The following is a 21,715-nucleotide window of genomic DNA, read 5'->3' as shown; positions in this document are numbered from 1 at the left end:
TTAATCCTCTGCGTGCTGATTGTACTGTGCAAGAAGACGCTCGACAGCATGATCGTCGCCTTCATATTGCTTATGCCGACCGTAATCCTTGATCCATCGTTCCTCGCCCTTGCCGATGACGAGAATGACATTGAGTGTCGTTCTGTCAGCCCGGCTTTCTTCTATGGCCTGTGCGATGGCTTCGGTGCGACCCATGATGATGCTTGCCTCGACTGAGGGGTTAGTGACATAGCCGAGCATCTGCTCGCAGATGGCCTCATGTGGTTCAGTTTCGGTGTCTTCCTCGGTGAAGATGAATCGTGCGATTCGGTTCTGCGCCGCGTCGACGATTTCCTTGCGACGGTCATAGGCTTTGTCGCCTGCCGAACCTGTTATCAGCGTGATTCGTGGATGTTTGGAGCCATATTTATGGTCAACGAAGTCAAGAAGTGCCGTCACGCTCGCATAGTTATGCGCGTAATCGACGTAGGCGACGATGTTGCGCGCAGAGAATCGTTCCATCCGACCCTGAATCTTCACCGATTCCAAGGCATGTAGCGCGTCGCTGTCCTGTGGAATGCCCAGTTGCAGTGCGATGGCGATGGCTGCGGCGGCATTGGCGGCATTGAAAGCTCCCTCGATGGAGAGTGTGAAGTCTCCGATCTTCGTGAGCGATTCATGAGAGATGAACATCGAGTAGCGTTCGGTTCCAGAATTCGAGACCGGAACTGCGCAGACCGTTGCCACGCTGTCTGTGGCAGAAGAGTTGGAGTCGTCGCCATCGGTGGCGCGGCGAATGGCATCGGAGGATTCGGAGGATTCGGAGGATTCGGAGGATACAGACCCATCGCGCACACAACTCTTGCCCAGTGCGAAGCGGGAGACGGTCGTCGATGAGGCCTTGGCATCTTCGAGAATCAGATCAGCGTAGGCGCAATCACGACCGAGCACGAGATGGGATGAATGCTGCGTGATCTGGCGCTTGCAGAACAGGTAATCCTCGAATGTCGGATGTTCGATTGGGCTGATGTGATCGGGCGAAATATTGAGAAACGCGCCCACGTCAAAATGCAGACCGTATACGCGATCCACCTTATAGGCCTGCGACGAGACCTCCATCACGAGATAGCGCATGCCATTGTCTAGTGCGGTTCTCATCATGCGGAACAGATCCAAGGATTCCGGCGTGGTCAGATTCGATTCATGATAATGCACGCCATCAAGGCAGTCATCCACCGAAGAGAACAGAGCAGACTTATTGCCGCTGAAACTGTTGAGTATGCTTTGCACAAAATATGCGGTTGTGGTCTTGCCCTTGGTGCCTGTGATCCCCACGACTGTCAGACTGTCCTGAGGTCTGCAGTAGTACTCGGATGCCAGCAGACTCATTGCCTTGCGGACATCATTGACGATGATGCCAACCGAGCCTGTTTTGTCTGCGTAGGGAGTTTCCGCAACGTAGGCAGCCAAGCCGGTGTCGTCGATATCATCGAGAAATTCGGGGCGGAACCGTCCTTTGCAGAACAGCAGACCACCTCGGCTGACCTTGCGTGTGTCGTAGGTGATGTCAGTGAAGTTGGTGTCTGCACCGTAGAAACCGTCGAAACCGTCGAATGAGTATGGATCCAAGGTCCAACGATCCGCTCGGATCAGTTCTCGCAACAAACCATTGCGTTTCAGCAGCCGTGTTGCAGAAGCCAAGGTCAGAGCCATAACACCATTCCTTCAATCTCTCGATCCATATGCGCGCCAGGCGATCTCACTGCCGCCATCTGTCAAGCCATCTTTCAGGCCGCGAGGCCGTCAGCCGTCAGCCACCAGCCATAGGCACCTTCTGAATCCCTACCATGCCTATTCCACCATGGTAACGGTGCACCACTATGGTGCGGCGATCAATCATGCTGCAGCCATTCAACGCAGCCTCACAAAATCATTGCAAGTCTACAACGCCAATGGTGATGCTATGGTGACTACTCGAACCATCCATCCTGAATGGGACGTCGTCCCTTGGATGTCAACCACTGATTGAATGAGTCCTTCCAGATGCCATGGGCGTGTTGCTGCCATGCCATGAGCTCGCCAATCTTCAAGCGACCGACCTGCGGATACAGCGTGGTCATGGGCCCGATCAGATCGACTGCAGCGACCGTGTCGGCTGTTGCATTATGAAAGTCACCGTCCGGTTCGACGCCATAATATTCCGTCGTATAGCTGAGCGTGCGCTTGCCGCTTCGATGGGACACCGCGCGGTCAATGACCAGAGGATCGACGATGAGCAAAGAGTCGTTCGTGATTCTGGATTCAAGAGTGTCAAGCTTCCACTGACCCAAATCGTGTTGGAGCATGGCAACGTCGAAAGGTGCGTTGTAGGCCAGCAAGGGAATGTTGCTGTTCTGAGCGCTCACAATCACCTTAGTGATGGATTCGAGAGCTTCTTCCGGTTCAATCCCATGCTCTTCCAGATAGTCATCGGTAAAGCCATTCACCTTGCTCGCGCCGGGACTCATGTGTCGGTGAGGGTTGATGATCCACTCGCCGAGTACATCGTGGTCATGGCCAAGCTCAGGATTTCTCAGCACGAGCGTTGCCGAGACAATCGCATCGCGCCCGGGACGTGCCCCCGTCGTTTCTGTGTCGAAGCCAAGAAGCCATGACTTCGATAATGGAGTTTCACTGGTCTGCTGCGGTGCCGAACCCAATGTCTTCAGCAGCTGCTCGCTTTGCGCCAAATCGTTCATATCAGTAATTGTGCGTTTTGACACGGACACTCCGAAACAATGCTTATTCGTCGGCAATGGCACAATGGAGGTGTGGCGGATCAGACGGGGCTTGTGAAACAACAGGACAATACGGAACAGCTGCAAGAAAAACGCAGACGTTTCGAAGCTTTAGCCATGCCTGCTGTCAACGCACTGTACAGGCAGGCGATGAGGCTCACCAACAATCCAGACGATGCTCAGGATCTGGTTCAGGACACGTTCGAACGCGGATTCAAGGCTTTCGATCGATTCGAGATTGGCAGCAACTTCGAGGCTTGGATGACGACCATCGAGCGCAATGCCTTCTTCAACCAGTATCAGAAAGCCAAGCGCAGACCGCAGCGAGCGAACGATTCCACCGGTGAATACGATGATTGGGACATCTACTCCGCTTCAGGCCATGCTTCGGAAGGGCTGAAATCTGCCGAGCAGGAATATCTTGAGAAATTCGCGCCGAAAGAGATTCTGGCGGCTCTGCAAAAGTTGAGTCCAGAACGTCGCAAGGTCTTCATCGATGCGGCCATTGATGGCAAAAGCTACAATCAGGTGGCCGAAGAAGAGGGCATCAAGATTGGCACAGTGATGAGCAGACTCAACCGCGCCCGCGCGCAGCTGAAGGAGGAGCTTGCCGCATACGCTCGCGAACGAGGGTATGGTCAGCACAGCCAAGGCAATCGTCCATCTCACCGTGAACAGGATGCCGATGGCAATGGTCGAGCCGAATCTCGTCATTATTCCCATGCTGCTGATAGCAATAAAGTGCCAAAGGTGAAGCCGAAAGCCATGGGCAGCGATACAGTAAGAGTAGAAGAGTAACAATCATGATGACGGTCATGAAGACCAAGTCAGCGGTGTTGTACGCACCACGCATCAAGGAGAGGGGCGGATATGGACGGTCGTATTGAGCATACCGAACACGTATCATTGACCCGAGATTCTGATGGCCGACTGGTCGAGACAAGCATTGAGGTTACCAAGGTGAGCACATCATCGCAGTGCTTTGACCCCAGTACGTGCTGTGATGCCCATGAGCGTGCTGTGATCGAGGCCTTGCGTGATTATCTTCGCCCTCAGGTCGCGCCGCAATGCCTGCTGCGGCGGCTGCGCCATTTCATGGATGAAACCACTTCAGATTTGAAGCACGACGACACCTCTCGTCAATGAGTGAGTCAGGTCGTCGCAACGTCATGGGTTCGGTCATTGCTGAGCTCGACTGTTGCGTTGCACTATTAAGAAGTACAGCTGAGATGAACAGTTGCGCTCGCTGGATTATCTCGTATTGAGAATATGAAAAATCCCTGACATGATCTCTTTCCAATGATGTATGGCAATGAGACTGTGCCAGGGATGTTAAGTTCGCTAAAAAATCAGGCGTTTGGCCTTTTACCGTGGTTAGCGGCTTTCTTGCGACGATCTTTGCGCTTACGTCCACGCATGCCCATGATGGACTCCTTTACTCCCTTGCGAATAAGCCTGATGAATTATCCCACATTGTCCAGACCAATTCAAATCAAGCGTCATGAACAGTGTCTTCAGACGTGCTCAACGTGGTAGGAGATCGTCGTTGAATACGTCGTGTCAGGTTTGAGGATCACCAGATTCTTGCCTGTTCTGAAGGCATTGGCATATGCAGTCATCGGCTCGACAGCAACCCCCGCAGGATGGGCATCGGCGGGGAATCCTGTTCCGGTGCATACCTGCCAGGCGTTGATCGTGTCATCGCCCTTCAGATGAACTGCCAGTCCGTCTGGTCGAGTGAAGATCGCGGTACTTGAACCGTCATGGGCACGATTGACACCTGTCCAGGCATCGTCGAAGGCCTTGCCGCTGAGAGAAGTTCTTTCGCGAAGATCATATGGGGTTCCTTCAACGGATTCCTCACCTTGGGGGAGCAGTCTATCAGGGCTTGCAATCACATGCTGACCGCACGGAAGCTGTAGCGAGCAGCGAGCATTGTCGGCCTCGATCTTGTCGTTGCCATAGCCATTCTTGCCATTCGACAGCCATGGATGGATGCCGAATGCCCAGGGAGCTGCAGTGTTTCCCTGATTTGCGGCAGTGGTGAGCATGGTCAGACCATTGTCGTCTAGGGAATAGGTCACCGTGACCACAACATCGAAGGGGTAGCCGATGATTGCAGGGGAGCGCCATGAGAGCGTCACAGACGCATCGGTGAGCGATTCCAGATGCCAGAGGTATCGATACCCAAGGCCATGCAGGGCAGTCTGACGTTCCCGCTCATCGATGGGAATGGAGTAGCTTTTGCCTTCGAAGCTATATTCGCCATCTTCGAGTCGGTTGGGAAATGGTACGAGCACATAGCCGTTGCAGCAGGGTATCGTCGCATTTGGATCGTAGGAGACGATGATGTTCTTGCCTTCGTAAGTTAGGCTTCGCAATCCTGCGCCGAGCTGCGATACCGTTGCCTTGTATGTGCCGTGTGAAATTGAGTACTGCTGACCGGTTATGGGTGTTGGCGTGTAGTGTGCGCACCGTCCGGCACCCGTTGAGGATACATGCGTGAGCGTCTGTGGTGCGCTTTTCTCAATGTTGGTTATGGTCATCGTGTACTCCCAAGGTTTTGATACGAGCAAAGTTCTGATACATGGAAAAGTAACAGGAACGGTTGGCTACGGTCTGCTGAAAATCGTCATTGATCATTCCCAGTATCGTCATTGGTAACCATACTCGCTAACCATACTAGTGGTAGCCTGCTCACCCTTCTCTACCATGTGCCGATATCGGCGGTTGTTGCCTTGAGCACGGTGATCAGATCCTGTGGATTGATGCCTATGTCGAAGCCGCGCTTTCCGCCAGAGACAAGAATCTCGGAATGTTCAAGCGCACTGCTGTCGAGAACGGTGCGGTGTCTTGTCCTCTGTCCGAGTGGCGATATGCCCCCGACAACGTATCCGGTTTCTCTCTCGGCTTGGCGTGGATCTGCCATACTCGCCTTCTTGGCGCCCACTGCCGCTGCGAGCGCTTTCATATCGAGGTGTCCGCTCACTGGCACAATGCCGACCACACGTTCAGCACCTGTGTCTGCGAGCAAGGTCTTGAATATCTGATGCGGATTCAACCCCAGTTTCTCTGCTGCTTCGACACCGTATCCCTCGTCCATGTGCTCATTCGAATGTGCATATTCGTAGAGGTGGAAGTCCACACCGGCCTTTTCGAGCATCACGGTTGCGGGCGTCGATCCTTTTCCCTTGCTTGACTTAGACTTTCTGCTCACAGCACTCATTCTAGAGCGGCAATCTCAGCTTCGAAAACGAGAGTTGCGAGTTTTGTTGCCTTTTCTAAGTAGCAAGGTCGAAATTTGAGGAAAACCGGACTGAAAATAGCCCCAGAGAGGCTTGGATACTTCGAAAAGGCAACAAAACTCGCAACTCTGCTCATGAGATATAGGAAATCCCCATGAAATCTGTGATTTCATGGGGATTCTTATGAACTATGAAGCTGCGTTCGCAATCATTTCACGCATTGTGCCAGTTTGAGGCGTGTGCGTGAAATGATTGCGAGTCTTGCTCACTCAGCGATTTCAGCGAAGTAGAGCAGGGTACGGATCATGTTTGAAGTGAAACCGTATTCGTTGTCATAGAAGGAAACGGTGCGAACGAGCTGATCGTCGCCTGCCTGGTTGACATCGGTCTGCGTTGGATCGAAGACGCCACCGTGGGTGTCGCCAATGATGTCTGAGGTGACGATGCCATCTGGGTTGTAGCCGAAGTAATCCTTGTCCGAGAACTCAGCCTTGAATGCATCGTTGATCTCTTCAACGGTGACCTTCTTGTCGAGCACGGTGGTGAGTTCGGTGACGGAACCATCTGGAACTGCAACACGCTGTGCGTGGCCTTGCAGCTTGCCATCGACTGAAGGAACAACCTTGCCGATTGCCTTGGCGGCACCAGTGGAGTGTTCGATGGTGTTGATCGCGGAAGCGCGGTTGTTGCGACCCTTGCTGCCACGCGGTCCGTCGAGCAGCATCTGGGTGCCGGTGTAGGCGTGGATGGTGGTCATGAATCCAACCTTGACGCCAAACTTGTCGTCAAGCAGCTTGACCATGGCGGCGAGTGAGTTCGTCGTGCATGAACCTGCGGACACGATTGCATCCGTTGGCTTCAGGATTTCGTGGTTTACGCCGTAGACAACGGTAGGAACATCATCCTTGGCAGGAGCGGAGATAAGAACCTTCTTCGCACCGGCATCAAGGTGAGCCTGGGACTTCGCGGCAGAAGTGTAGAAACCGGTGCACTCGAGCACGAATTCAACGCCATCATTCTTCACCCATGGAATGTTGGAGGCATCTCTTTCGGCGTAGACGGTGTATTCCTTGCCATCAACCACGATTGCGGTATCCGTTGAGGTGACCTCGACAGGCGTGCCGTCATCATGCTTGAAAGTTCCATGAGTGCTGTCGTACTTCAGCAGGTATGCCAGCATTGATGGAGTGGTCAGATCGTTGATTGCTGCGACCTCAATGTCACCGGCTTCGCCGCCACGATGTTGCAGCTCGAAAATACGACGGAATGCGAGACGACCGATACGACCGAAGCCGTTAATGCCAATCTTTACTGTCATTTACATCTCCCTATGGGAATTGGGCCGTGCGTCTGCGAGAACTACAGAGCGTACTGGCTATGTGTTATTTCAACAACATTTACTGTAATCGTGTGCCTGTACTAGAGCAGAGTGTCCTGCCATTGCTCAGGACGAAACCCCACGAGAATATTGTTAGCGCTCACAACTATGGGTCTCTTCACTAGCATCCCATTGCTCGCAAGTACTTCCAACGCTTCTTCGCTGGACATTCGAGGCAGGCGATCCTTCATGTTCAACGATCGATAGGCCTGTCCTGAGGTATTGAAAAACCGCTTCAACGGAAGTCCGCTGATCTCCCACCATGACTTCAACTCGCTCGCAGAAGGGTTGTCGCCCTTGATGTCGCGTTCATTGAAGGGTATGTCGTGGTCATTGAGCCAAACGCGAGCTTTGGCACATGTGGAGCACGGTGTGTAGCAGACGAACTCAATGGCTTCTTGGGCTTTGTCAGTGCCACTATCGTTGACTTGCTCCGTTGGATGTTCGCTGTGGTCTTCAGACGACGTATGAATTGATTCAGTAACTCTGTTCACGATTCAATTATCGCAGAAGTCGGGGCAATATCGCTGAACATTGGCTCAGAGTTAAAGAATTAGACAAGGTGTGCGTTCTTGTTTCCTGGCGTGTTCAAAGCTGAAGTTACCTGTGTGCTTATGGTGTCAAATGTTGCTTCTTGAGCGACTCGCGTGGACCAGCTCGGTGCCTCGGCTTGAGAGGCATAGGTGACAAGAAGGGTTCCCGTTTCCACACTGATCTGGGACGGCACGCCGCTGACGAACTCGTTGCTTACCGCATTGGCGTGATCGTTGGTCAAACTTGCGTTGTCGAGAAAGTACTTGAGTCCCTTCTCATACACGCCAAGTGAAGCGTCTGAACTCGAAAAGACTGAAAGCATCGTACGTTCCGGACACGTGAAGGCTGGAAAAGTCAGACTGCCATTGCGAATGGCGGTCACCACCACATCGTCACCATAGAGAAACCCTATGCCACCATGATTCGCAAGCCCTGCCACGAGCTGCATGTTGGCTATCGAGTGATCGAGCCGACCGCCCAATGAGCCATAGATGTGAAACACGCGATAGCCCTTCTCCCAGCCGAGAGCCACCGCGCTTGCGGTATCGGTCAGATCCTTCTCCGATGGAACATGAAAGCTCTCAGTACCGGCAGGAACATCCACGGTGATGGAATCAAAATCACCCATGACAATGTCGGCATGGACATGCTGACTGAGGCAATGATCGAAACCTCCATCAGCAGCGATAACGTACGCGTCCCGAGGAATCTTGGCAGGCATACCAAAATAGTCTCCCGCTGCAAAGATGACGCATACCCGCTCTTTGCCGCCGCTGCCTGACTTGGCAGGGTGAGAGCCCTGCTGCCTTGCATGCACATCGTTCATAGCTATCAATCCTCGCATCGCATAACAGAACGCACTCGACAGAACATAATTGGACAGAACTCGTCGGTGGTGCCTTGACGACAACTGACCGTCGGACATGTCGGGTTGCGACAGATCTGCATCGTGTCTGCATCTTAGCTGCATCGTAACAAGGGCAGCGCACCGAGTGTGGAACATATCATAGCGTGCCTTGTACTCAGCGTCACACTGTGCTGGTGTCAGCGTCACACACAATGGGCCGGTATCCACGCGCCATGACGAGGCAATCGGTGCGGAGATGTCAGTGCCATATCGAATTGGCAGCTTTGTATGCGCCCCATCCAGTGTTGCTGTAGGCGCATGATCGGTTCCCGCAGTAAGGTGATAGCAGCAACGACTGCTGATTGAAAGGTTCTCATGCTGAAAACCCACGTGCCAAAGGCGATTCTCAACTCGAAAATCTTTCTCTATCTCACTGAATTCTTCTCCGGCATGGCAGTCATGGCTGCAGAGCTTGGAGCACAGAGACTGCTCGCGCCATATTTTTCCAGTTCGCAGATAGTCTGGACCATCATCATCGGCACCATCATGATTGCCATGGCACTGGGCAACGTATGGGGAGGACGGCAGGCAGACAAGAATCCCGATCCTGACCTTCTGTATCGCCGCATCATGTTTGCAGCGGTATGGCTGGCATTGGTGCCTTTGGTCGGCAAATACGTCATCATCGCAATTTCCGGCCTGCTGATAGTCACCATCTCGACGAACTTTCTGATCCTTGCAGCATTCATCAGCTGCATGGTGATCTTTGTGCCCCCACTGTTTCTGCTGGGAACCGTGACCCCAGGCCTCGTGAAATTCACAACCGACTCGCTGAAAGACAATGCAACCATCGTCGGGCGACTTGGCGCATGCAATACGGTTGGATCGATTCTCGGCACCTTTCTTCCGACCTTCCTTACCATCCCCACCGTGGGAACCTTCGTGACCTTCCTTATCTTCGCGGGCATTCTGCTCGCGCTGCCACTGGTCTACTTCTTCTCCGGTCGCACCTACATCATCACCAGCATCGTATGCATCGTGCTCTTCGTCGGCTCGGCGATCGTATCGCCGCTGTCGGGATTCGCGTTCTGGGAGCGCAATCTGGCCTACGAAGGAGAATCGGAATACAACTATCTCCAGGTCAAGAATCTCTCCGATCGAACCATACTCTCCACGAATGTGCTCTTCGGCGTGCAATCGGTCACGATGAAGGCAGGCGGGCTGACAGGCCTCTATTACGACACAGCGCTCGCAGCCCCGGCTTTGGCAGCACATGCACAATCGGCGTTGATTCTCGGCATGGGAACGGGAACGTACGCACGTCAATTGCGCGAATACTATCCCAGCATGTCCATCACTGGTGTGGAGATTGATCAGTCGATCACCAATCTTGCCCACCGATATTTCAGCGAACCCGATGACATACCGGTAAGTACCTATGACGGGCGTGCGTGGCTCGCATCCGACAAGAAGACATACGATGTGATCATGGTCGATGCCTATCAGGACATCACCATTCCCTTCCAGATGTCGACCACCGAGTTTTTCACACTGGTTCGAAAGCATCTCAATCCAGGTGGAGTCATGGTGGTGAACATGAATATGATCTCTGACGGCAAGGGATCCATCAACGAAGCTTTGGAAGCAACGATTTCCTCGGTCTTTGAGGAGGGGAGCAGTTCGAAGCGTCCCGCTTCATCTCCGCTGGTCGCAACGGCGGACGTTCCCGACACCACCAACCGAGAGCTGTTTGCCAAGAAGCCTATGAACCGCAGCGATGGGCTATCATCCGAATCGCTTCCAGAAACCACCATGCAACGAACAGGAAGCGATGACCTGGCCGCTGCCATGAGTTCGCTCACCCTGCGCATGACGCCTGTCATGAGTTCTTCAGACACTTCGAGGTATGTGCTCACCGATGACAAGGCACCGGTCGAAGTGCTCGGCATGCGTGCGATTGACGAACTCATCAAGGAGCAGGCGGGGCCATATCGAAAGATACTCAAGGAACAAGGCATTGCCGGACTGATGAACTTGAACTGATGCTTCATGGCAACTGCGATTCTCTCATCAATCTGACTGTGCAATCCGACTGTGCAATCCGACCATCCCAATTTCGTACTATCGAGTTTTGCGGCAATTCCCAAGTATCTTCCTCGTTTTTTGGCATTTTCCCGTGCCGATTTCAAGGTTTTTGGGCGCTTATACTTCTGAATTGCCGCAAAACTCGACATTGTGATCGAAAAGCTTGTGCGCTGCGGCAAAATGTGGCAAAAGTCGTAGACTTTTCTCGAACAATCGAGAATAATGCTTGGCATGACGACAACAACATATTTTGCGGGCGGATGCTTCTGGGGTTTACAACGTTACTTCCAGAGTGTCAAGGGAGTTACGGCAACCGAAGTCGGATACGCCCAGTCGAAGCTTGCGAATCCAAGCTATGAGCAGGTGTGCACCGGCGAAACCGATGCTGTGGAAACGGTAGAAGTCAGCTATGACATCGAGCTGGTCTCGGCACATACGCTTGCATTGCTGTTCATAGATGCCATCGATCCCTTTTCGGTGAATCGACAGGGCAATGATCGCGGGAGACAATATCGAAGCGGCATCTATTGGCAAGCCGAAGATTCGAATCAAGCAGAGACCTTTGCCCAGGTGCTTCGCGAACTGCATGCTCGTTTCGGGCGGGAGAGTGCCATAGAGATAGGGGCGCTGCAAAACTTCTATTCCGCTGAAGACTACCATCAGGATTATCTCGACAAGAATCCCGGCGGATACTGCCATATTCCCATGAAGAAGATCCTCAACGTTGCCCAACGACAGCAGTTCATCGAGCAGATCTGGAAGCTTTCCCCCGAACAGTATGACGTGACCCAGAATGCCGGAACGGAGCGGCCGTTTGAAAATGAGTATGACGAGAATTACAAGCCGGGAATCTACGTCGATATCGTCAGTGGCGAACCGCTGTTTCTTTCAAACGATAAGTTCGATTCAGGCTGTGGATGGCCGTCATTCTCCAAACCGATATCTGACGATACGGTGACGAATCGTGAGGACCGTTCGCTGTTTGGCAGACCCAGAATAGAAGTACGTGCAGCGCAATCCGACATCCACCTCGGGCATGTCTTCAATGATGGGCCGCAAGAACTGGGCGGGTTGCGCTACTGCATGAATTCCGCCTCCTTGCGCTTCATTCCCAAGGATCAGATGGAGACGGAAGGCTATGGCAAGTATCTGTCTCAGGTGAAGTGATTCACCACACTCGTGCGCACTGCAGCGCCGCAGACGGCATGAGTGAGCGCCACAGCTGCGAGCATTGTCTGGTGTTGTGGTATTATGTTCAACGCTTGAGAAATCAGGAAAGTGGACTATCCCGTTGAGATATCCCACCTGGAAGCCTTTTGTGGCTTCGGGTCCGACTGTAGTCGAAGAAATGATGCATATCATTTCATCATTCGCGTACACATGCGAATGACAGTGAAGATTCATTGTGGGTCTTCTTCGCCATGCAGTTTAGGACTTGATCCCGCGCGGTTTTCATAGGGTATATAGCGGAATGAACAGGGCAGCAAGTATAAGGAGTCATCATTAGCGACGAACCAAGGATTAACGACGAGATTCGCGTACCTCAGGTACGCCTGATCGGCCCGAACGGCGAGCAGGTTGGGGTTATCGCAACCTCTGTCGCATTGAATTTGGCACGTGAGGCGAGTCTCGATTTAGTCGAGGTGGCGCCCAATGCCAAACCGCCGGTAACCAAGCTCATTGATTACGGCAAGTTCAAATACAACGAAAAGATCAAGGCGCGTGAAGCTCGCAGAAACCAGAGCACCGCTGAGATCAAGGAAATTCGTTTCCGCCTCAAGATTGACGAGCACGATTTTGAAGTGAAGAAGGGTCACGTTTCACGCTTCCTCTCTGGAGGGGACAAGGTGAAGGTCACCATCATGCTGAGAGGAAGGGAGCAGTCCCGTCCTATCGGTGGTGTTGATCTACTGCGTAGGCTTGCTCAGGAAGTCGGCGATCTGGGGACTGTCGAATTCGCACCGAAGCAGGAGGGGCGCAATATCATCATGACATTGGCTCCCAAGGGCAAGAAGGTGCATACGCAATCCGAGCAGCGCCGTCGTGGCAACCAGTCAAGAGCGGAACGCCAGGCTCGTCAGGCAGCTCGTCTGGCGACCAAGCAAGAGGAGAATGGCGGTCAGCCCGTGAAGGCTGCAGAGCCTCAGGAGCAGCATGAGAAGCGTGAGCAGCATCATGCAGCAACGCATGAGTCTCACGAAACGCATCAGCATGAGCGTCGCGCCTCACAATCCACTTCGCATGCATCGCATGATGCGGGTGCACGTCGCAGCGGATCAGGGCATGCGAGTACACCAACTCGCAGCAGTGCGGCAGCCAGCAGTGCGGCACAGAACATGCACCGCATCGCCTCTGCAAAGACTTCTCAGAACAATAAATAACAAGGAGGGCAGCAATGCCGAAGATGAAAAGTAATTCCGCGGCTTCGAAGCGTATCCGCGTCACTGGCACGGGAAAGCTGATGCAGGCCGGCAGTGCCATGCGCCATAATCTCGAACACAAGTCAGCTCGCAAGCGTCGTGTGTTGAAGGCAGATCAGGTTCTTGCTCCAAGCCAGAGCAAGAACATGCGAAAGATGCTCAATCACTGAGCGTAGCGAATCTTAGTTATCAAGGAAAGCAGGAATAGATTATGGCACGTGTAAAGCGCGCAGTGAACGCTCTGAAGAAGCGTCGCACCGTATTAGACAGAGCTTCAGGCTATCGTGGACAGCGTTCACGTCTGTATCGCAAGGCAAAAGAGCAGCTGCTCCACTCATTCAACTACAGCTTCCGCGACCGCAAGGCTCGCAAGGGCGATTTCCGCAAGCTCTGGATTCAGCGCATCAACGCTGCGGTTCGTGCAGAGGGCATCACTTACAACCGTTTCATCCAAGGGTTGCACCTTGCAGGCATCGAACTCGATCGTCGTGCTCTGGCCGATCTGGCTGTGAATGATCCCGATACCTTCAAGACCATCGTCGAACAGGCAAAGCAGGCATTGCCCGATGATGTCAACGCTCCGGTAGCAGCCTGAGCTGAGAAGATATGCGTTAAAGACCCCGCTTCATGCGGGGTTTTTGCATATGTTACGCACTATGAAGCTATGTGATGCCGCTTTCCACCATTGGAGTCGTGAAATGCAGGAGCTTGGCCTGTTCTTGTGACCACGGCAATCCCGTATGATTTGGAGAATCTATGATTGAGGCATGGATTCAGGTACGGATGAAGGTATGGGAACAGTCGAAGCGACAGCATTGAACGCAGGGTTTAAGGAACTGCTGTCGCAATTCCTTGCACATATCAACGTGGAGCGAGGTCTGGCCAAGGCAACCGTTCACGCCTATGAGTCAGATCTGCTTCGATACTGCCTATGGCTGCAATCCCAAGGATTCAAGAACCTCAGTACCGTCGAAGCGCAGACCGTGGAAGATTTTGTCGCCAGTCTGCAGAAGGAATCGGCGCGCAGTCGTGCCAGACGTCTGGCTTCAGTGCATGAATTCCACCGCTTTGCCCTGGCCGAGCATGAGATCGATGCCGATGTCTCGCAGCAGGTGAAGGCACCAAAGGCTCCTCAGCATCTTCCCGATGTGTTGACAATAGACGAGGTTGCCGCGATGCTCGAATCAGCCTGTCCGAAAGGAGACACCGACCCTATTGCCTTGCGTGACAGGGCGTTGCTGGAGCTGATGTATGCCACGGGGGCCCGCGTTTCCGAGGCGGTGACGATCAATAGGGAAGACATCGATCTCGCCGGACGTGTAGTGCGACTCATGGGTAAAGGCTCAAAGCAGAGGCTCGTGCCCTTTGGCGGATACGCTCAGCGCGCGGTTCAGGCATATTGCGAGCATGGAAGAGATGAGCTCCAGAAAAGGTCTAAGACGAAGTTGGAGATGCGGGCGATATTTCTCAACACTCGCGGGCATAGGCTCTCCCGTCAATCGGTGTGGGAAATCGTACAGTATACGGCAGCACGTGCGGGCCTGTCGCACAAGGTACACCCGCATACGCTACGGCATTCGTTTGCAACGCATCTGATTCAAGGGGGCGCGGATGTGCGAACGGTGCAGGAGCTTCTCGGACATGCTTCGGTCACCACGACGCAGATATATACGCATGTGAGTCCTGAAACGCTCAAGGAAAGCTATGTCATGGCACACCCGAGAGCAAGATGAACGGGAATATGCAAGGGGGAAAGTTCGGCAAGGAACGAACATGCATGAATGAATGGCGAGCGCTGTTCGATGATGTGCCTACACTGTTGAGTACGATACATCGAAGGAGCGGATTCACGATGTGCGTCAGCAGTCTCGCTCACAGGGGCGATGTCGCACAAGTTTAGACGTACAAACGCATGAGCGGGGAAGTTGGTAGTGTAGCAGTATGCCTATGGATTTATTGGGACGAGAGTATGAGACCTTCGCTGCACCCGAGTCTCTTCATCAGCATGGACCTGCGAGAATCATTGCGATGTGCAATCAAAAGGGCGGTGTCGGGAAAACGACAAGCTCCATTAACATTGCGGGTGCGTTGAGCATCTACGGTCGCCGTGTTCTCATCGTCGATTTCGATCCTCAGGGGGCATCGACTGTCGGATTGGGCATCAATGCAAACAGCGTTGACAATACGATCTACACGGCGTTGTTCAATCCTTCCATGGACGTTCACGATGTGGTCGTGCACACGCGTTTCCCCAATCTGGACATCATTCCCGCAAACATCGATCTTTCTGCGGCAGAGGTGCAGCTGGTCACCGAGGTGGGCAGGGAACAGGTGTTGGCTGGGACCTTGCGCGCTCTTCGCAACGAATATGACTTGATTATCATCGATTGCCAGCCTTCCTTGGGTCTGTTGACCGTGAATGCGCTTACAGCGGCGGATGGGGTGATAATCCCGGTAGCTGCCGAGTTCTTTGCGCTCAGAGGCGTTGCATTGCTCATGCAATCCATCGAAAAGGTGCAGACACGAATCAATCCAGATCTCACCGTGTATGGGGTGCTGGTGACGATGTATACGCGTACCTTGCATTCCGAAGAGGTGCTCCAGCGTATCTACGAGGCATTCAAGGGCAAGGTGCTGCATTCGGTCATCACTCGTTCAATCAAGCTTCCCGACGCCACAGTCTCCGGCGAGCCGATAACCATGTATGCTCCTGAGCACAAGACCGCAAAGGAATATCGCGAAGTGGCGCGCGAACTCATCGCTCGTGGCATCGTAGCGTAGCGACTGCTCCGAAGAAGGGACGATGGAAGCGCATACATCCGACAATCAGCCGATAGCTCCAGACGAAGCCAGCGATGTCTCCATTCTGGAAAGCGACAGCAATGCAGAATTTTCGGTGAATCTCGATGTCTATCAAGGGCCTTTCGATGCGCTTCTGGGGCTGCTTGCACGGCGCAGTCTGGATCTTACGGAACTGGCACTCTCAACGATAACCCAGGAGTTTCTTGATTTTGTGCAGACGCTTGATATGAACAACAACATCGATACCGTCAGCGCATTCATCGATGTCGCATCGATTCTGATTGAGGCGAAAAGTGCCGCCTTGCTGCCACACACCGAAGCCAGTGACAGCGATGAGCAGACAATGCAGGCACTTCGAGATCGTGATCTCTTGTTTGCGCGACTCTTGCAGTACAAGGCCTTTAAGGAGGCCGGAAACAACTTCCGCGAGCGTTTGGCGGCGCAGTCAGGCTTCTTTCCCCATCAGGCTGTGGTCACTGAGCAGGTGGCTGCGATGCTTCCAGAATTGACGTGGAGCACCGACGCGCTCGACATCGCGAGACTCGCAGCCGAAGCCTTCATGCATGCGCCTCCAGAAGAGGTCGCGCTCGAACAGCTGCATGTGCCTCAGGTTGATTTGCAAGCCCAGGCAGCGATGATTCGTGAGAAGTTGACCGAAAGGCCAGGGGCTGCATGCAGTTTCGAAGAGCTGATTCGCGATGCTTCGAGCCGCTTGGAGATAGTCGCACGCTTCTTGGCGGTGCTGATATTCTTCAAGCAGGGCTTCGTGCAATACAAGCAGTCCGGCCCGTTTGCACCCTTGTCTCTTCGCTGGGTTGCCAAGAACACCGATGGCGCGGTTCTGTCGATAGATGCCGGTGATTTCGCGTGAGAAGGTTGACGAATGGCTGAATATACTTCCGACACAGCATTTACAGCAGTGTCTCCAAACGTGCCTGTAGAACAGACGAATCAAGAACAGATGAATCAAGAACAGCGCGAGGCTCAGCAAGATCTCAGCGATACGCGTCCAGAATACGTCGACTTCGATGTCAACGACTTTCCTGGAGGTCTTAAAGCGTGTCTGGAAGCCATTCTCATGGTTGCTGACCAGCCGCAGCACGGCGATGACCTTGCAAGGGTTCTCGCCGTTGAACCGTCCGATGTCGCCGAGGCCCTGCACGAGCTCACCGACAGCTACGAGGCAGCGGCATCGCCACATCCACACGGCTTTACCCTGCGACACACAGCCCGAGGCTGGCAGTTCGTCAATCGGCGAGAGTTCGAATCGGTCGTCGCCGCATTCGTCACCCATGGTCAGACGGCAAGGCTTTCTCAGGCTGCGCTTGAGGCATTGGCGATTATCGCCTACAAGCAGCCGATGACTCGCGCACAGGTTGCATCCATACGTGGTGTGAATTCCGATGGCGTGCTGCGTTCATTGCTGATCAGAGGCTTGATTCGCGAAAATGGCATCGACGAGGACACTCGAGGAGCGTTGCTGGTCACCACAGCATACTTCCTTGAAAAGATTGGGTTGGACTCGCTTGAACAACTGCCCGCACTCGCCCCATTCCTGCCGAATGCGACGAATGCGTTGAAGAGTGAAGACGACCAATTGCAATGATTTGCAAGCGTTATCGCGACATTCGCTGCATGTTCACTTTCAAGAAACTCTCAAAGTCGATAAATGTGGCTAGAATTGCCAAGGTTTAGGAACTCTTGTCTTCCAGGGAATGTCTTCCCATGGATTGTTACCCACAGAATGAGGTTGTAATGGCGGTACGCGGTGATATCAGGAATGTTGCGATTGTAGCTCACGTTGATCACGGTAAGACAACGTTGGTTAATGCGATGCTCAAGCAGTCGCATGTGTTTTCCGAGCGCGAAGAGGTTCCCGATAGAGTTCTCGATTCCAATGCTTTGGAACGCGAGAAGGGCATCACTATTCTGGCGAAGAACACGGCCGTGAAATATACCGGCCCTCTCGCTGCAGAATTGAATGAGCCGGAAGGCATAACCATCAACGTTGTCGACACGCCAGGACACGCCGATTTCGGTGGCGAGGTCGAACGAGGCATCTCCATGGTGGATGGCGTTGTCTTGCTGGTCGACGCTTCAGAGGGACCATTGCCGCAGACACGATTTGTGCTGCGTAAGGCTCTTGAAGCCAAGCTCCCCGTGATTCTGGCCATCAATAAAACGGATCGTCCCGATGCCCGCATATCGGAAGTCGTTTCAGAGAGCACAGACCTGCTGCTCGGGCTTGCACAGGACGTCAGCGAAGAGGGCATCGATCTCGACCTCGATTCATTGCTCGATTTGCCAGTGATCTATTGTGCGGCAAAGGCCGGCTATGCTTCGACAAAGCAGCCTGCCGATGGTGAAGTTCCAGACAATGAGGATTTGGAGCCACTGTTCGACGCGATTCTGAAGAACATTCCAGCACCGGAATATGAAGAGGGTGCTCCAGTTCAGGCACATGTCACGAACATTGATGCATCCGACTATCTTGGGCGTCTTGGCTTGGTGCGTATCTACAACGGCAAGCTCGAGAAGGGCAAGACCTACGGGCTTTCCCGCGTAGGTGGCTCCATCGAAAACTTCAAGCTGACCGAGATTCTTCGCACGGTCGGTCTTGACCGCACACCAGTCGATGAAGCTGGTCCTGGTGATATCGTCGCCATTGCAGGCGTTTCGGATATCATGATTGGCGAGACCATCGTGGATCCCAACGATCCGAAGCCTTTGCCTCTGATCCATGTCGACGATCCAGCCATTTCAATGACCTTCGCAACCAACGATTCTCCTATCGCAGGAACCGAAGGCAAGGATCATAAGCTGACCGCCCGCATGCTGAAGGATCGCCTCGATCACGAACTTATCGGCAACGTCTCCATACATGTCGTGGATACCGACCGTCCAGATGCATGGGAAGTCCAGGGTCGTGGCGAGCTGGCTCTGGCCGTGCTCGCAGAGGAGATGCGCCGCGAGGGATATGAACTCACGGTGGGTCGTCCTCAGGTCGTGACCAAGGACATCGATGGCAAGCTCAATGAACCAATGGAGAATACGACCATTGATGTTCCTGAGGAATACATGGGTACCATCACCCAGCTGATGGCAGACCGCAAGGGTCGCATGGATTCCATGAGCAACCACGGTTCAGGCTGGGTTCGTCTTCAGTTCACCGTCCCATCCCGTGGTCTGATTGGTTTCAGAACCGCTCTTCTCAGCGCCACCCGTGGCACTGGCATCGCATCGTCACTGTCAGCAGGCTATGCACCGTGGGCGGGAGAAATCACGACCCGTCAGAACGGTTCGATGGTTTCCGACCGTTCAGGCAAGGCCAGCCCGTACGCCATGCAGAAGCTTCAGGCTCGCGGCAACTTCTTCGTCAAGCCGCAGTCGCCTGTATATGAAGGCCAGATCGTGGGCATTGCCAATAAGCCAGGAGATCTGGACATCAACGTGACGCTCGAAAAGCATATGACGAACATGCGTTCAGCGACCGCAGACGTGTTGGAAACCTTGACCCCTCCAATCGACATGAGCCTTGAGGAATCGCTCGACTTTGCCAACGAGGACGAATGCGTGGAGGTCACGCCAGAATCCATTCGCGTGCGCAAGATCATTCTCGATCGCGATCAATGGTACAAGTGGAATGCCCGCCAGCGTCGTCAGAACAAGAACAGTTGAGTACTATTCGATACTGCTGGAACGCGCTGCATGCTGATCAGTATGCAGCGCGTTTCTCTATGCTGCACGGGTGTTTTTTCGGAACGCACAACAGGCATTGAACGGGCGTTGTACTAGGCTGAGCCATATGAAATCGAGTATGCAGGGACTCAATACGATGATGCTGGGAATGCACATCGACCGGGCACAGCGTTCACTGATGCCCTTGACCTTCCGTTTCAGCATGGGGTTGCGGCTTCTTATCTCATTGCTTCTCGGTTTTTTTGTCGCCCTTGTCGGCACTGTCGCCCATCGCATGGGCGCTGCGATGAACATACCGTACGGACTGCTGTTGGCATTGGTGCTCGCAGGCCTGTCCGCATGGGAGGCACGCGCCCGCAGCGGCATCATCGGTCTGGTCTTGCATCTGGTTGCATCATGTTTCGGCGTAGGCATGCTTGCCGGTCAGGGACCGATGGGTGATGTGCTCATTCCCGTTGGGGGAGCGGCATTCACCACATACTTTGGATTGTATGTTGGATATTACTGGCTGCTAGGGCTGATTGTCGTGCAGTTCGTCATCGCGCTGCTGCCCCTGCACTGGTTTGTCGTAGTGCCAAGGCTGTCTGATGACGCTCCAATTCCGACCGCTGAAGCTACGAGTGCCTCGATTTCAGATGTGAGCGCGATAGAGGAGCACCCATCGACCGTCAAGGATGCTGAGTGGGATCGCAAGGAACGCCACGATGAATAGTCGCCCGGTGTATTATCTTGGGCCGCAGGGATCCTTCACCCATGCTGCTGCCAAACAATTTCTGCCTCGTATCATGGCACGAGCAGCAGCTTCTGCTCCCTCGGAGGATTCAGAGTCCACGATGCTGCGACCGGCAGAAGACGTCACCCAGATACTCGAGGCGGTCAATGCAGGTCAAGCCTTCGGAGTCATAGCCTGGGAAAACAATGTCGAAGGATATGTAGTTCCCAATATCGATGGTCTTATCGATGCTCACAATGTGGTGGGATGTGGAAGGTTAAGCGTCGCTATTGAATTCGATGCCTTTATGCTGCCCGATGATGCGTCAGAACCGAAGGAAGTCACCGCTCACCCCCATGGACTGGCTCAATGCCGTGCATTCACCAGACAGTTAGGTCTTCGAGAAGTTCCAGCGGCATCCAATGCTGCGGCATGCAGAGACATCACATCAGGGCAGATTGCACTCGGACCACGAATCTGTGGTGAACTGTACGGATTGGTGACCAAGCAGCGTGGCGTCCAAGACTATCAGGGGAGTAGAACCGACTTCCTGCTGCTCGCTCCCAGAGATGAAGCAAGAAGTCTGATGCTTGGAGATGACAAGGCATCCACCGAATATGAATCGGTGATCGCCTTCATTCCTTTAAGCACCGGGGCAGGTGTGCTGGCTGGTCTCCTTGATTTGCTTCGGGACGCAGGTCTGAACATGACCAGCTTCATATCTCGCCCCATCAAGGGTCATGATGGGACCTACAGTTTCATAGCCACCATTGATGCAGCACCATGGCAGCATGATTTGAAGACAGCGTTGGAGAACATCATCAGGAGAGGCGATTGGGTCAAGACTCTCGCAGTATATGCCAGACAGGAGCGTCCCGACCCTCCGGTGACATCATGGATGCTCCCTGATGGTGGTGCGGGCGGGCATGGCAGCCTCGCCACTCATGAGACACTGACAGGACTTCAGGCACAATTCATGTGAACTGATGAGCCCTTGCCCAGGCTTTCACTATCCGTTGCAAGGAACGGTGAGCTGCAAGCCCACCGTGAGGGGAAAGGTCATGAAGAGAACAGGAATCGGGAAGATCAGGATACGGATATGAGTGAAGTTTCAGGCACCAATCAATCAAGGCCTACACATTCGCAGCAGCATGCAGCGACCGGTCCCAAGGACTCCCAAGGCTCGTGGGATGACAATCATCCGCATATCTTCGACTCCATGCATCCGATGCCCGGC

At 53.6% G+C, this 21,715-nt stretch carries 21 protein-coding genes and 1 pseudogene; 14 read left to right on the top strand and 8 right to left on the bottom strand.

The annotated features are described in order from the left end of the window. Together QN215_RS06045 and QN215_RS06040 are read right to left on the bottom strand one after the other, a co-directional pair. Positions 1–1,692 carry a UDP-N-acetylmuramoyl-L-alanyl-D-glutamate--2,6-diaminopimelate ligase gene (locus QN215_RS06045; protein ID WP_369343441.1) on the bottom strand — a complete coding sequence of 564 codons (1,692 nt, stop codon included), beginning with the start codon at positions 1,690–1,692 and terminating at the stop codon, positions 1–3. Positions 1,693–1,949: 257 nt separating this feature from the next. Further along, positions 1,950–2,717, bottom strand: coding sequence for an exonuclease domain-containing protein (locus QN215_RS06040; protein ID WP_369345095.1), 768 nt, complete (start codon positions 2,715–2,717; stop codon positions 1,950–1,952). Between the two features lie 156 nt (positions 2,718–2,873). On the opposite strand from QN215_RS06040, the gene QN215_RS06035 reads away from it, so the two are divergent. After that, a complete protein-coding gene (locus QN215_RS06035) occupies positions 2,874–3,554 on the top strand; it encodes a sigma-70 family RNA polymerase sigma factor (protein ID WP_369345094.1) in 681 nt (226 codons plus the stop codon). Between the two features lie 72 nt (positions 3,555–3,626). Continuing rightward, entirely contained in the window at positions 3,627–3,902 is a 276-nt protein-coding gene (locus QN215_RS06030) for a hypothetical protein (protein WP_369343440.1), read from the top strand. Between the two features lie 203 nt (positions 3,903–4,105). Here QN215_RS06030 and QN215_RS10080 read toward each other — a convergent pair whose 3' ends face one another. The 6 genes from QN215_RS10080 to QN215_RS06005 all read right to left on the bottom strand — a co-directional run bounded on the left by QN215_RS10080 (position 4,106) and on the right by QN215_RS06005 (position 8,739). Further along, a complete protein-coding gene (locus QN215_RS10080; RefSeq protein WP_003817083.1) occupies positions 4,106–4,180 on the bottom strand; it encodes a 50S ribosomal protein bL37 in 75 nt (24 codons plus the stop codon). 90 nt (positions 4,181–4,270) lie between these two features. After that, a complete protein-coding gene (locus tag QN215_RS06025) occupies positions 4,271–5,302 on the bottom strand; it encodes an aldose 1-epimerase family protein (RefSeq protein WP_369343439.1) in 1,032 nt (343 codons plus the stop codon). Positions 5,303–5,463: 161 nt separating this feature from the next. After that, on the bottom strand, positions 5,464–5,982 hold the full coding sequence (gene ybaK / locus QN215_RS06020) for a Cys-tRNA(Pro) deacylase (RefSeq protein WP_369343438.1): 519 nt from the start codon (positions 5,980–5,982) through the stop codon (positions 5,464–5,466). A 284-nt stretch (positions 5,983–6,266) separates the two neighbouring features. After that, positions 6,267–7,319 carry a type I glyceraldehyde-3-phosphate dehydrogenase gene (gap, locus tag QN215_RS06015; protein WP_369343437.1) on the bottom strand — a complete coding sequence of 351 codons (1,053 nt, stop codon included), beginning with the start codon at positions 7,317–7,319 and terminating at the stop codon, positions 6,267–6,269. Positions 7,320–7,420: 101 nt separating this feature from the next. Then, positions 7,421–7,873 (bottom strand): arsenate reductase family protein, encoded by a 453-nt coding sequence (locus tag QN215_RS06010; RefSeq protein ID WP_369343436.1) that lies wholly within the window; start codon positions 7,871–7,873, stop codon positions 7,421–7,423. 59 nt (positions 7,874–7,932) lie between these two features. After that, complete coding sequence (locus QN215_RS06005) at positions 7,933–8,739, bottom strand: thiamine diphosphokinase (RefSeq protein WP_369343435.1); 807 nt, start codon at positions 8,737–8,739, stop codon at positions 7,933–7,935. 396 nt (positions 8,740–9,135) lie between these two features. On the opposite strand from QN215_RS06005, the gene QN215_RS06000 reads away from it, so the two are divergent. From QN215_RS06000 to QN215_RS05945, 12 genes and pseudogenes are all read left to right on the top strand, one after another. Next, on the top strand, positions 9,136–10,803 hold the full coding sequence (locus tag QN215_RS06000) for a spermidine synthase (protein ID WP_369343434.1): 1,668 nt from the start codon (positions 9,136–9,138) through the stop codon (positions 10,801–10,803). A gap of 264 nt (positions 10,804–11,067) precedes the next feature. Then, positions 11,068–12,012: a peptide-methionine (R)-S-oxide reductase MsrB gene (msrB, locus tag QN215_RS05995; protein ID WP_369343433.1), complete on the top strand. Its 945-nt coding sequence runs from the start codon at positions 11,068–11,070 to the stop codon at positions 12,010–12,012. Between the two features lie 332 nt (positions 12,013–12,344). After that, positions 12,345–12,980 (top strand): annotated as a pseudogene (gene infC / locus QN215_RS05990) (translation initiation factor IF-3); the annotation flags it as partial. Positions 12,981–13,240: 260 nt separating this feature from the next. Next, positions 13,241–13,435, top strand: a complete 195-nt coding sequence (gene rpmI / locus QN215_RS05985) for a 50S ribosomal protein L35 (protein ID WP_369343432.1) — start codon at positions 13,241–13,243, stop codon at positions 13,433–13,435. A 41-nt stretch (positions 13,436–13,476) separates the two neighbouring features. Next, a complete protein-coding gene (gene rplT / locus QN215_RS05980; RefSeq protein ID WP_369343431.1) occupies positions 13,477–13,860 on the top strand; it encodes a 50S ribosomal protein L20 in 384 nt (127 codons plus the stop codon). 196 nt (positions 13,861–14,056) lie between these two features. After that, the gene (xerD, locus tag QN215_RS05975; RefSeq protein ID WP_369343430.1) at positions 14,057–14,998 is read left to right on the top strand and encodes a site-specific tyrosine recombinase XerD; all 942 of its coding nucleotides are present in this window, start codon (positions 14,057–14,059) and stop codon (positions 14,996–14,998) included. Positions 14,999–15,206: 208 nt separating this feature from the next. Next, positions 15,207–16,046 (top strand): ParA family protein, encoded by an 840-nt coding sequence (locus tag QN215_RS05970; RefSeq protein ID WP_369343429.1) that lies wholly within the window; start codon positions 15,207–15,209, stop codon positions 16,044–16,046. 22 nt (positions 16,047–16,068) lie between these two features. Then, positions 16,069–16,938: a ScpA family protein gene (locus QN215_RS05965; RefSeq protein ID WP_369343428.1), complete on the top strand. Its 870-nt coding sequence runs from the start codon at positions 16,069–16,071 to the stop codon at positions 16,936–16,938. A 90-nt stretch (positions 16,939–17,028) separates the two neighbouring features. Then, entirely contained in the window at positions 17,029–17,673 is a 645-nt protein-coding gene (gene scpB, locus QN215_RS05960; RefSeq protein ID WP_369345093.1) for an SMC-Scp complex subunit ScpB, read from the top strand. A 149-nt stretch (positions 17,674–17,822) separates the two neighbouring features. Further along, positions 17,823–19,745 carry a translational GTPase TypA gene (typA, locus tag QN215_RS05955; protein WP_369343427.1) on the top strand — a complete coding sequence of 641 codons (1,923 nt, stop codon included), beginning with the start codon at positions 17,823–17,825 and terminating at the stop codon, positions 19,743–19,745. A gap of 127 nt (positions 19,746–19,872) precedes the next feature. Next, positions 19,873–20,478: an alcohol dehydrogenase gene (locus tag QN215_RS05950; protein ID WP_369343426.1), complete on the top strand. Its 606-nt coding sequence runs from the start codon at positions 19,873–19,875 to the stop codon at positions 20,476–20,478. Further along, entirely contained in the window at positions 20,471–21,460 is a 990-nt protein-coding gene (locus QN215_RS05945; protein WP_369343425.1) for a prephenate dehydratase, read from the top strand. The genes QN215_RS05950 and QN215_RS05945 overlap by 8 nt, the downstream gene beginning before the upstream one ends. The last annotated feature ends 255 nt before the right edge of the window (positions 21,461–21,715 follow it).

This window comes from Bifidobacterium sp. WK041_4_12 (genome assembly GCF_041080795.1).
Taxonomy (GTDB): Bacteria; Actinomycetota; Actinomycetes; order Actinomycetales; family Bifidobacteriaceae; genus Bombiscardovia; species Bombiscardovia aquikefiricola.
Note: the sequence above shows the minus strand (reverse complement) of the source record. Positions and strands in the feature narration are given on the sequence as shown.